The organism is Escherichia sp. E4736 (genome assembly GCF_005781225.1).
In the GTDB taxonomy this organism is placed as follows: Bacteria; Pseudomonadota; Gammaproteobacteria; order Enterobacterales; family Enterobacteriaceae; genus Escherichia.
The window spans coordinates 297,210-310,213 of the sequence record NZ_VATT01000014.1; the positions used below are offsets into that span (position 1 = coordinate 297,210).

The window sequence follows — 13,004 nt, forward strand, 5'->3', positions numbered from 1 at the left end:
AACATCGGCAGCGAAGGTAACCCCATTAATCACCAGTCAAAACTTTTCACCAGCGTCAGCTCGCCAGCATTACGCATCGGTACAATAAATGTTTCCTGTTTCTCATTGACCGATCCTTCATCGGTGATCAGTGTCAGTTGGGCGGTAGTTAATTCCGTTTCACTGCGCCCGCCGTAGTAGTTGATATACACCTGATAACGGCCGTGAACTGGCGCTGGCATGGCGAAAATCTCGGGTCCGTACCCCGTCGTGACATCCATATCCAGTGCACCACTGTTTTTCAGCACGGTATTACCGTACCAGGCATGCTCTCCATCGGGCGTAACAACGTGAAGGTCGAGGTCGGTATTGTCCGTATCCCACGAGAGAACCAGCCGTAAACGCGCGCGAATCGCTCCAGCCCCCGGCGTAGAGTAAAACTGCATTTTTTGTCGGCTTTGCCCATCGGGGCTGATGACCTGCACGCTGTTACTGCCTTCCGTGAAAATATAAGGGCGTGCAAATGAACCATCGGATTCAATTCTCTGCGGCATACTGGCACCGTTGACCACCAGTCGCCCCTGCTGGACTTTGCCCGCCGCAGCATAATTTTTTATTTTGCCGCGGATTTGCGCAGAGATATTTTGATCATCAGCCATGTTGACGGATGACGCCGGGTAATTGATCGATTGTGAAAAACTGGCATCTTCGCCCTCTGCCGGATGCCAGCCAGAGAGCGGAGCATCAATCTCGACTTCCTGCACACCTTCACTGTGAGCGACAGGCGAAAGCGCCACCAGTAACAACGGAAGAAAAATCTTTCGCATAGCATTAGTCCATTAATAATTGTCGGGTCAGCGTTTCGATATAGTTCTCATCAAGCCCGGTGGGATAACCATCAAAGGCCAGGTGCAGATACTCATGGGTTAAATCCAGCCGATCCTGAAGCGTAAAGAAGTTACGAATAAACAGCCGTTTCTGCTGCCGATCGGTATAGGGGAAACCTGAGACTAAACGACAGACCGCAAACACGTCTGGTTCGTTGTACCCCGTCTCGCCTTGTATTATACGCCGCCACTGCGGCATTTTTTTCGCCAGCCAGGCTTTCGCTTTGGGTAATAACTGGCAGGTTGAGCGTGGCGCTCCCCAGCGGCTAAGGCTGTTGTCGGGATAAGCAAACGCCAGTATCTGGTCGTAACGCTCTCCCTGCCCTGCCTGGGCCGTGGCTTTACGCCAGGATAGCGTCCCTTCGGTAGCGCGACTGCCATGATAATGAACCGGATCGCCCGCATAGATGAGATCCTGCGTCCAGGCGGTCATCGTTCGCGCCCCCGTGGTAGCTGGCGAAGCAGAAACACGCTGCGTGGCGCTGCTGTCGGGAATGGTCAGGCAATCGCCTTCCCGATTGGCGTTTTGCTGTAAAAAAGTGCGAATCGCCACGGTCATGGCTTTCGCTGCCTCAGGGGGCGTACTTTTCGCCTCGCGATCCAGAACTCTGGCAACGTACTCTTCACGATCGAGATGCGACTGTAATTTCAGTTTGCCCTTCTCCGTCAGTAACGTCGTCTCACCACGGCTAACAAACGTAATGTGGTTACCATTGGCGAACGTCACACGATAGCGCCCATTGAGCACACCAGGTTTTACTGCCGTCGTGCTCTTTTCCTCAGTGACTTTCTTCAACGGATAGCGAGCAAACAGATCCACCAGTACACATTGCCCGCTGGCAACTTGCGTCGGCACAGGCAAAACCTGATTAAGTACCGTCGCATAACGGGTCAGTACTGTCTTGCTTGTGCCACCACCTGCAACCCACAACGGCGTGCCATCAGTTAACCATCCGGCAAAACCACCCTGGCGGATTTCCTGTTTATCATCGGCAAACCAGCTCCAGGTTTTCACCCGCACACGACTACCGAGCATAGACGCAACACCGATTTTCGCCTCGTCCAGCACAACATCCAGTAAGACTTCCTGAGCTTTGTTTTGCGCGGGTAACGTCGCTAATGAATCAAGCAGCGATGTAACGGTTACCGACGTTTCTGGTTTCAGCGTAGAAAGAGATGCTAACCACGCCGGAGCCTGACGCGGTTGCCAGTATTGCCCCCATACATCCGCGCTAATGTGCAACCGCTGCGGTGCAAAATAGAGTCCGCAGGAGCGTACCAGCGCGGTATCGCGCGTTATGCTCTCCCCCGCCTGGCAACAATAAACTTCTTCCGGGGAGTTGCCGCGACACTGGTATGGCTGCTCCGGTTGATGGGTATCCTCCAGCCAGGCGTAAACATACAGTTTCCACAAACTCCCTAACGGCGTGGTGAGCGTGTCAGGTAACGTCGAGACATTTGTCACGCCTGACGACGATAACTGATACAGTTGGTCATGCTGCGCGCCCCGCAGCGCCAGTTGTAACGGCGTCTCCTGTGCAAACGTCGGCAGGGTAACCAGCGTTAATAGCCAAACGACTCTGCGCCAGTTCACTTATTTCACCTGCATTCCGGTCCATTCGCTACCTGCCGCAACGCTTTGCTGCGCAGGTGCATAGGAACGCACATAGCGAGCAGGCGGCAGAACGAATTGCCCTTTTTGTGAGAAGCGCAGCAGATGGCGGAAAGTGACCGTTCCCGTCAGTTCTTTCACCGGCACCATATAGGCCAGTTCGCCCATTTCATTACGCGCTTTTTCCAGCGATTGCCCCTGCTGTTTCGCGGCGTTGGGTTTATTGACCGAAATGCCCCACGTTGTCCGTTCAACATCGGCTCCCGGCGGCAGTGGGACTTCCACCTGACCGTAGCGCAGAACTGCATCCTGCTCGCTGGTAAGCGTGATTTCATCGAGATACAGCGCATCGCTGTTAATCTCATTGCTGGTCACCGGCTGCAACGTAAAACTCATTTCTTCATCACCGGGGATAAGCCGATACAACTGGCGTTCAACGGTCACCGGAATATTACTTTGTTGAGCCGTTTTTGCCGGTTCACGCCAGCGGACCTGCACGTTTTGCGGCGGTAATTCGTCACCAAAAGAGAGAATTTCCGGCACGCCCTGACCAACCCAACGCCAGTATTCGCCCCCTCCGGTTAACTTATGTTTGGCCCATGCGCCCGCAGGCACAGGTAATACAACCGGGGGCATCGTCGCCATATATTTCGCCAGCCAGTTCATGGCCAGCGCGCGCTCAATAGTGGATTGCTCAGCGGTCAAACCACTTAAAATAGCGGCCGCCTGGGTGGTGTCGCCACCGCTATTGAGCAGCACAACCGTGTGCGCCAGCGGCTGATTGCTGTTTGCCGCTATATCCCACGCATATTGCTGAACCTGTGGCATCACAGTGGACTTCAACTGCGTTTTTTTCAGCAACGTCATGGTTAAGACGTTTGCCACCGCATCTGCCAGCGGAGATTCCGGTGTATCAAGGATCAAAATGTCATTGATATCGCTGGTGTCTTCCTCAGAGAAATCTTCTGTTTTAGTTCCGCGCCGGGCGATAGCTTCATCCAACCCTTTCAACAACGTTTTGCACGGCAGATTCATCTCCTGCGCCCACGCCAGCACCAGCGCCCGATGCAATAACGGCATGTTATCCGCCTGCTCCGCGTAGCTGTCGAGCATATGTTGCCAGTATTCCGGTTGTTGCGTCACGCCAAGGGCCTGGCTCGCTTGCCAGTCGGCGTACCATGCCCATGCCGTGAGGAATGCATCGCCATTGCCATCTTCACCCCACCAGGTAAAGCGCGCTCCTGGCCCCGCCAGTTGCATCAGCCGCAGACGGTTATCCTGAATCATCTGACGAATGTCGTTAGCGGCGGCACTTTGATGATCGGCAAGCGAACGCCAGGCAAGACTGAGCGGGATCAGACGGCTACCGGTGTTGATCACGCCACCCCAGGGTTCCTCTATTAACGCATCAAGATTGTTGCGGAAAATCTCCTGCGGCGTTTCGCTACTTTGCAACCGGATATTGCTCGCCTGCTCGGGCAACATCAGCGCATTATCGCCACCGCCGAGCATGACGTTTTTCTGCTGTTCAACGGGCCAGCTGTTATCAACAAAAGACAGTTTTGTGCTAATGCTGTCCTGCACTTGCCCATTTTGTTGCAGTTCTGCGCTTAACAAGCCAGATTGCTGAATGTTCTGCGCCAGCGAAATATAGTTCGCCCCCTTATGCAGTGTCAGCGTCTGGTGCATCTCGTCGCCCGCAAATTTACTCACCAGCTCTACCGGTTCGTTATCCTGCTGACTGAAGATAAACAGCCCTGCCGCTGGTTTGTCGCCAAGGCGATAGACCGTTGGCATGCTCCACTTCATGTAGAGATTTTTTTCCGAGCGCAGATAAGCACGTCCTGCCCGACCAGTCCGTCGCCGTTCATCCCTCGAGCGGTAATGCGCCAGCGCGTTAACGAATCCGGCATCAGGAATGTAAAGTACGCTTTGCCTTGTTTATCCGTGGTTAGCGACGGTATCCATGCCGCGGTATCCACCTCTTCACGCCGTGGACGTTCAAGCATTTTTACTCGCCGCTCGCTGCGGTTAGTCGCGCCAGGCGCAACCGGCTCGCTGGAGAGCGCCTGGTCGTAGCTGATAAATGACAGACTGGAACTGGTGCGTACATTGTTACGTCCCAGCGGATAGAAAAATTTGCCGATACTCGGCGCGATTTCCGGTTGCAGCGCGTAGATCATTTCATCGACCACGCCAACCGTTAGCTGTGCAGAAACAGGTTTACCTTTCAGCGACGAGGTTAATTCGACATTGACCAGTTCACCTGGCTGGTAATGGGTTTTGTCCGTTTTCACCCGGATATCCAGCTGAGGAACGGCAACTTTGATCCCAGCGTTCTGAAAACTGTACTGACCGTTACGGGTATACAGCACCGAAAAAGTGATGTTGGGCGCAAAGGTATTGCTCACCGGAACGCGGGCTTCATACTGGGTATCGTTTAAGCGTTGTAGCGCCAGCCAGTTTGCCGGATGCGATAGCAGCGACTGCTGTTCCACGCGATCGCGTTCCAGCGTCAATAACGCTTCATCAATTGGCTCCGGGAAGGTAATCAGCATCTTCGCGGTTTCGCCTGGCTGGTACAGCGTTTTATCCGCCACGATATCTACCGTACCAGTATGCGCCGTGCTGCCCTTACCGCTGACGGCATGGCTTAACCCGGCGAGAATTAAGCCGTCTTTATCGCGTAATGTCAGATTGTAGTTGCCAGGTTTTTCGAAATTAACGGTGAAGGATTTACCGCCAGACGGTAGATCTCCGCTGTGGCTTGTTCGGTCTTCCAGACGTAACCACTCATACTTGACAGGAACCTGCTTTGAAGATTCCAGCGCGGTATAACGGAAAACAACCGACTCGCCGCTATTACTGTATTGTGCGGCGGTGCTTAGAGAGTAATGCGCCAGACCGCGTTCAATGAGGATCTCTTTGGTTGTGGTAACACGATATGCCGCGCCGTCGCTGGCGGAGACGGTCAGTAAATAGCGGCTCGGTTTATCTGCTGCGGGAAGATTTAACGCCACATGACCGCTGGCGTCTGAAACTGTTTCACTGCCTTCAAGAGACACAGGGAAGCGCCCGGCATAACGCAAATCGTTACCGACCATCGAAAGTTGTTGGGCGCGCAAACTTAACTGCACGCGGGCATTTTTTACCGGCTCGCCATCCGGGTAGAGCAGTTGCAGTTTGCCGCTGACCGCTTCGCCAGTTTTGAAATCTTTTTTGTCGAGAGCTAAACCAATTTCGAAATGTGGTTTGATGTAGTTTGCCACGCGAAAACTGCTGCTATAGACCTGCTTGCGGTAAGCCAGGCGTAACTCATAACCTCCGGCAACGGCATTTTCTGGCAGGCGGAAACTCCCCTGCCCGCCATTACGCGCATCAAGCGTGACATCGACGGTTTGCAACAGGCTGCCGTTGGCGTCCAGCACTGAAAGCTTCGCCGGTGCGCTGACGATAGGGGATGAATGCAACGGATCGTGAAACTCGCGGCCCATCACTTTAACATCGACACGATCGCCTGCGCGATACAGCGGGCGATCGGTAAAGATAAACAAGCGGGTATTGTAGATTTCGCTTTCGTAGAAGAAGTTCTCGGAGACAAAAACGCCGCCTTCAGCATCTTTACCCAGAATATATGAACGTTCAGGCGATATATGTTGTAACTGCAAGGTGCCGCTGTCATTGGTGACGCCTCGGGTCATCACGCCAAGACCGTCAGTCCACAGGATTTCTGATCCAGGCTTCGCTTCCCCCTGCTTTTTGCCAGCGGTCCACACCAGAAGCTCGTTACCCGACACTTTACTCAACGCCACGGTATTGGAGACAAACACCACCGTTGTTGCCCGATAACCACCCACCATCGCTTCGACGAGATACAGCCCCGGCTCTTGTTTGCCGAGAGGAATATAGATGTTGCCCGGCTGCGGCGAGATGAAGTTACTGGATGCGCCTTCCAGTTTTACCCCTTGCTGCGGCTCAACCGGTTTTGCCTGCCATAGTGGATAACGGAACTGTTCCACCAGTGGATATTTCTTCAGCGGTGAAAACTGGCTGTTTTGTACATAACGGGAAGGTTTGATGATGGCATTGCCGAGCTGCAATTCCGGTAATGCCTGGGTCACATTCTGCCGTGACTGATAAGAGAAAGAACGCTGCATGACACGGCGAGATTTGCCGTACCAGTTATCCCACAGCCAGGTTAGCGTATTGTTCAGACCGTCGCCCAGATACTGCGGTTGTACTACAATGCGGTGCAGGTTTTTCTGCTGACGCAGAAATGCCATCGGATCAGGAATACGATACAGACGAACATCCACGCCGCCGTACTCTTCCATCTGATAACGTTGATAATCGGGCCCCGGCGCTTCCAGCCGCACTTTCGCCTCTTCGCTGCTGCTAAAACTGCTATCAGCGAGCAAAAAGAACGTTCCCCCGGCTGGTGGCGCATAGTTGCTGGAAGGAAGCGAATCGTCAGCATTAACAAGCCCCGCCCCCACAAGAGACAGGCACAGGCAGGCCGCTATTGCGCCAGAAAATTTAAACGATAAATGCCAATGAAATTGGGATTGGAATCGTTGGGTATCCATCGGGTGTCCTTCCATGTCATAAGTTGTTGCAGACTGACTGCGCGCATTCCGTTGTCAGTTTTCGTGGCGCTTCCGGTGTGGTAGATGACGTAACGCCCCATCCAGACCATTAAGTGCTGGGCATCGCCCTGATCGAAAAAAATCATATCGCCAGGCAGTGCCTGGTTTATATCCTGGCCAATAAACTGGCTGTTGTACTGAATCAAATTAATCGCGGTCACGTAGGGGCCGGTTTTCCCGTTCCCCTGGTTCCAGTTTTGTGCCAGTTGTCGTTGCTCAGGTGTTAGCGTCATTTCTGGCGGTAGATACTGGTTTGACAGACCGTTACTTTTAAGCCATTTGCTATCGTGAACTTTCAGCGACTCGTTCGCTGCAAAGCGCACCAGGCCTGCGCAATCCTGTTGATACCAACGTGGACTTGGCCCCTGGCGTAGCTGTTCCTGCGCAATGCGCACAAACCAGGCACGAAATAGTCCCGATTGTTCGACATTCAGCATTTCGCTATGAGCAACAAAACAACACAGCCAGCAAATCAGTGCCAGCAGTCCACGCCTCATAATGGCTGCCAGTTGATTGGCAACCATTGCCAGGCGGCGCCCGGTTTCATCTGGTCCAGCTTCATGACATAACGAGGCTGTTGCGATAAAGCGTCCAGTTTCGGCATTAATAAAGTTTGTGCGGCGTTATAAAAAACCGGTTCGAGATTCTTCGGCAGACTGGTCAGCGTTTCGTTACGCAGCAGTTTCGCCATTCCTTGTGGATTGATATATACCGGAACGACGCCATCAGTGGGTATCACATCCACCATTGCCGGGCGGGTTTTAGTCAGTGTTTGCAGCGCATTATTAACCAGCGTGTCATCGAGGGAGAAAAGCAGCGTTTTGTTTTGCATCGCCAGCGACACGCGGAAAAAATAATCCGACATTAATTGATCTGGTTGCGCCGCCTGCGCTTTCGGATACTGACCGTATCGGGAACTCACTTCGCGACGCCAGATTTGCGCTTCGCCCTGCTGAGTTTGAGTTACCGGTAATACGCCTTCTGGCGCTTTGCTTTCACGAGCACCAATATTTTGGGTAAACAGTTTCCCTGGCAATGGCGCCTGTTCGTCAGTGCCATCAAACTGACCAACAAACAGCGGGGTTTGCAGTTTTGAATCCTCATACCAGCACAGCCCGGCGGCACCATCTAATGCCCCATTCAACTTGTCGTTTTCCTGAGCGATTTGTGAGAGCATCTCTTCAGCAATACCGTGCGAGTAAGGCACCGCCACGCAGAAGCTGGCTCCGGCAGGCATACTGCTCCATACCGGCGTAAAATCGAAACTGGCATCCACGCTAGCGGATTCATCATTTAACGCCAGAAAGCTATGCCAGCCGTCGTTGCTCATTTCGAAGCGTACGCCAGCAAAAGAAGGCATTAATCGCTGGTAGCCAAAACCCAGCAAATTTGCACTGACCACGATGCGCTGGCGTACTGGCGTTTTTTCGGCAGCACGCTCTTCCAGGCCAAAGCTGGCTTGCCAGCGTTTTTTACCGCTCAACAAATCACTTGCGATCGCCGTGGCTTCGGTATCCTGCTGGTCATCTTTAAACAGCATATCCGTGCTGGAAAACACCAGCATCTTGTCCTGATATGTCGCGAACATCAGGGCGTTATTGCCGTTATAGCGCAACTGATAAACAGGGATGGTTTCACTATTTAGCTTAATACTACTGATTTCCGTCTTGCTTAACTGGCTGTCGCTGGTAGCAGCAAACAGCAATGGCTCCAGCAACTTGCTCAAGCCACTACGCTGGATAAGCACCATATAATGTGAAAGATGGCCTTGTTTATCGTGCCACAGTGCCGCCTGCGCGGGCTGGTCTAAGAGCGACGAAAAGAGCTTATCTTTCAGCGTGAGATCGTGTTCATAGACAATGCGGCGAATACTGCCTTCAATGCCCAGACGATCGGCATGATTCTGATAATAGAAAACGAAATCTTCACTCAGGACATCGTGGAGAAAAGGAATAGTAAGGAGATCTTTGGGAAGCTGGCTTAGAGAGTCGCTATCGAGAAAGAGGTCAGGCTCATTGAGATCGATTTGCAAATTATTGTGCACTACCAGCGGCGACAACGTTTTTTCTGGACCGCTGCCAGTGTATTGCAATGCCCAGACGCCCGCGGAAAGGAGCGCAACAACACCGACACCTACAAGGCCATAAAACTGCCAGCCTTTCGCCTTTTTTTCACCGCTCATTGCCACATTCCTTGTGTATAACCGTCATTTTTGACGAACGAACCCGCCCTTTAGCGCGCCCTAATACGACAAAAGCCCAGACTTTGCAGCCTGGACTTTTCATTTCGAAGAAGGGATGTTTACTCCCTTCGGTCATGAAGCGATGAAATTATTCTTCTTCCGGTTCGTCGTCAACGTCCACTTCCGGAGCGATTTCATCGTCCCCTTCCGCGGCACTGCCGTCGATGGTATCCAGATCTTCTTCGTCAACCGGTTCAGCAACACGCTGCAGACCCACTACGTTTTCATCTTCCGCAGTACGGATGAGGATCACGCCTTGGGTGTTACGGCCAACGATGCTGATTTCCGAAACGCGAGTACGTACCAGCGTACCGGCATCGGTGATCATCATGATCTGGTCGCAATCATCTACCTGCACCGCGCCAACCACTAAACCGTTACGTTCGGTAACCTTGATGGAGATAACCCCTTTCGTCGCACGCGACTTGGTTGGGTATTCCGCCACTGCGGTACGTTTACCATAACCGTTCTGCGTTGCGGTGAGGATTGCGCCATCGCCACGCGGCACGATCAGAGAGACGACTTTATCGCCTTCGCCTAAGCGAATACCGCGAACACCGGTGGTGTTGCAGCCCATCGCACGGACAGAAGACTCTTTAAAGCGCACCACTTTACCTTCGGCGGAGAACAGCATTACTTCATCTTCGCCACTGGTCAGGTCAACGCCGATCAGCTCATCGCCTTCAACCAGTTTGATCGCCACTTTACCGGCGGTACGCAGACGGTTGAACTCGGTGAGGACGGTTTTCTTCACAGTACCGTTAGCGGTCGCCATGAAGACTTTCACGCCTTCTTCAAACTCGGTCACCGGCAGGATCGCGGTGATACGTTCATCCTGCTCCAGCGGCAGCAGGTTGACGATCGGACGACCGCGCGCGCCACGAGAGGCTTCCGGCAACTGATAAACTTTCATCGAATAGACACGACCACGGCTGGAGAAGCACAGGATATGATCGTGAGTGTTCGCCACCAGCAGTCGGTCGATAAAGTCTTCTTCTTTAATACGTGCGGCAGATTTACCTTTCCCGCCACGACGCTGCGCTTCGTATTCAGAAAGCGGCTGATACTTCACGTAGCCCTGGTGAGAGAGCGTGACGACGACATCTTCCTGGGTGATCAGATCTTCCAGGTTGATGTCTGCGCTGTTGGCGGTGATTTCAGTACGACGTTTGTCACCGAACTGTTCACGAACCAGCTCCAGCTCTTCGCGGATCACTTCCATCAGACGATCGGCGCTGCCAAGAATACGCAGCAGTTCCGCGATCTGATCCAGCAGTTCTTTGTATTCGTCGAGCAGTTTTTCGTGCTCAAGGCCAGTCAGTTTCTGCAAACGCAGATCCAGAATCGCCTGGGCTTGCTGTTCGGTCAGATAGTACAGACCATCGCGCACGCCGAACTCTGGCTCCAGCCATTCCGGACGCGCAGCATCGTCGCCAGCACGTTCCAGCATCGCGGCAACGTTGCCCAGCTGCCACGGATTAGCAACCAGCGCGGTTTTCGCTTCTGCAGGCGTCGGCGCATGACGGATCAGTTCGATGATCGGGTCGATGTTCGCCAGCGCCACGGCTAATGCTTCAAGAATATGAGCACGATCGCGAGCTTTACGCAGTTCGAAAATAGTACGACGGGTCACCACTTCACGGCGGTGACGAACAAACGCCGCGATAATGTCTTTCAGGTTCATGATCTTCGGCTGACCATGGTGCAATGCCACCATGTTGATACCGAAAGAAACCTGCAACTGGGTCTGGGAGTAGAGGTTGTTGAGCACCACTTCACCGACCGCATCGCGTTTCACTTCAATCACGATGCGCATGCCGTCTTTGTCAGACTCGTCACGCAGCGCGCTGATGCCTTCCACGCGTTTTTCTTTTACCAGTTCCGCAATCTTCTCGATCAGGCGCGCTTTGTTCACCTGATACGGAATTTCGTGGACGATAATGGTTTCACGCCCGGTTTTGGCGTCGACTTCCACTTCTGCACGGGCGCGGATGTACACCTTGCCACGACCGGTACGGTAAGCTTCTTCAATACCGCGACGACCGTTAATGATTGCCGCCGTCGGGAAGTCCGGACCCGGGATGTGTTCCATCAGCCCTTCAATGCTGATGTCTTCATCATCGATATACGCCAGACAACCATTGATGACTTCCGTCAGGTTGTGCGGCGGGATGTTGGTTGCCATACCTACGGCGATACCGGAGGAACCGTTCACCAGCAGGTTAGGAATTTTGGTCGGCATGACGTCAGGAATTTTTTCCGTGCCGTCATAGTTATCAACGAAATCGACCGTCTCTTTTTCGAGATCGGCCATCAGTTCATGGGCAATTTTCGCCAGACGGATTTCCGTATAACGCATTGCCGCCGCAGAGTCGCCGTCGATAGAACCGAAGTTACCCTGACCGTCTACCAGCATATAACGCAGCGAGAATGGCTGCGCCATGCGGACGATCGTGTCATAGACCGCCGAGTCACCATGGGGATGGTATTTACCGATTACGTCACCAACGACACGGGCAGATTTTTTATAGGCTTTGTTCCAGTCATTGCCTAGTACGTTCATGGCGTAAAGTACGCGACGGTGTACCGGCTTCAGGCCATCTCGGACATCTGGCAGCGCACGGCCAACAATGACCGACATCGCATAATCCAGATAGGAGCTCTTCAGCTCTTCCTCAATGTTGACCGGTGTAATTTCTCTCGCAAGGTCGCTCATCTAACCGCTATCCCTCTACTGTATCCCGGATTCAAAGGTCGCAAATTATAACACAGCCGCGCAGATTGAGGTAAACCAATACGCTTTATTCACATCCAATGCCTGATATACTCGATTGTCTTGCCAATTACGGAGTAGAAGTGCCAATGAATGCCGAAAAATCGCCGGTAAACCATAACGTAGACCACGAAGAGATCGCTAAATTTGAAGCCGTCGCCTCCCGCTGGTGGGATCTGGAAGGCGAGTTCAAACCACTGCACCGCATTAACCCGCTGCGTCTGGGCTATATTGCCGAGCGTGCTGGCGGTTTATTTGGCAAAAAGGTGCTCGATGTCGGTTGTGGCGGCGGCATTCTGGCCGAGAGTATGGCGCGCGAAGGCGCGACGGTGACCGGTCTGGATATGGGCTTTGAGCCATTGCAGGTGGCAAAGCTGCACGCGCTGGAAAGCGGTATTCAGGTAGAGTACGTACAGGAAACCGTGGAAGAACACGCGGCAAAACATGCCGGGCAGTATGATGTGGTGACCTGCATGGAGATGCTGGAACACGTTCCCGATCCGCAGTCAGTGGTCAGAGCCTGTGCACAACTGGTAAAACCGGGTGGCGATGTCTTTTTCTCCACGCTTAATCGTAATGGCAAGTCGTGGCTAATGGCGGTGGTCGGCGCTGAATATATTTTGCGCATGGTGCCTAAAGGCACGCACGACGTGAAGAAGTTTATTAAACCGGCAGAATTGCTGGGCTGGGTGGATCAAACCAGTCTAAAAGAGCGCCATATGATCGGGCTGCATTATAACCCGATCACTAATACTTTTAAGCTCGGCCCCGGCGTTGATGTGAACTATATGCTGCACACGCAGAATAAGTAAGGTTGTAGTTGGATTCATCCGGCAACCGTGCCAATGCCTGATGCGACGCTTGG

The 13,004-nt window shown here is 53.1% G+C and carries 6 protein-coding genes and 1 pseudogene; 1 reads left to right on the forward strand and 6 read right to left on the reverse strand.

Annotation, left to right across the window (positions count from 1 at the left end; translation table 11 throughout):
- Positions 1 to 29: 29 nt before the first annotated feature.
- From FEK46_RS10635 to gyrA, 6 genes and pseudogenes are all read right to left on the reverse strand, one after another.
- A complete protein-coding gene (locus tag FEK46_RS10635) occupies positions 30 to 806 on the reverse strand; it encodes a YfaP family protein (protein WP_001225847.1) in 777 nt (258 codons plus the stop codon).
- A 4-nt stretch (positions 807 to 810) separates the two neighbouring features.
- Entirely contained in the window at positions 811 to 2,460 is a 1,650-nt protein-coding gene (locus FEK46_RS10640; RefSeq protein ID WP_135559363.1) for a YfaQ family protein, read from the reverse strand.
- Positions 2,461 to 6,974 (reverse strand): annotated as a pseudogene (locus FEK46_RS10645) (alpha-2-macroglobulin). It abuts the gene before it with no gap.
- A 23-nt stretch (positions 6,975 to 6,997) separates the two neighbouring features.
- Complete coding sequence (locus FEK46_RS10650) at positions 6,998 to 7,621, reverse strand: DUF1175 domain-containing protein (RefSeq protein WP_130207155.1); 624 nt, start codon at positions 7,619 to 7,621, stop codon at positions 6,998 to 7,000.
- On the reverse strand, positions 7,618 to 9,306 hold the full coding sequence (locus tag FEK46_RS10655) for a DUF2138 domain-containing protein (protein ID WP_135559362.1): 1,689 nt from the start codon (positions 9,304 to 9,306) through the stop codon (positions 7,618 to 7,620). The genes FEK46_RS10650 and FEK46_RS10655 overlap by 4 nt, the downstream gene beginning before the upstream one ends.
- Before the next feature lie 148 nt (positions 9,307 to 9,454).
- Positions 9,455 to 12,082: a DNA topoisomerase (ATP-hydrolyzing) subunit A gene (gyrA, locus tag FEK46_RS10660; protein WP_001281237.1), complete on the reverse strand. Its 2,628-nt coding sequence runs from the start codon at positions 12,080 to 12,082 to the stop codon at positions 9,455 to 9,457.
- 146 nt (positions 12,083 to 12,228) lie between these two features.
- On the opposite strand from gyrA, the gene ubiG reads away from it, so the two are divergent.
- Complete coding sequence (gene ubiG, locus FEK46_RS10665; RefSeq protein ID WP_130207157.1) at positions 12,229 to 12,951, forward strand: bifunctional 2-polyprenyl-6-hydroxyphenol methylase/3-demethylubiquinol 3-O-methyltransferase UbiG; 723 nt, start codon at positions 12,229 to 12,231, stop codon at positions 12,949 to 12,951.
- Positions 12,952 to 13,004 lie beyond the last annotated feature (53 nt).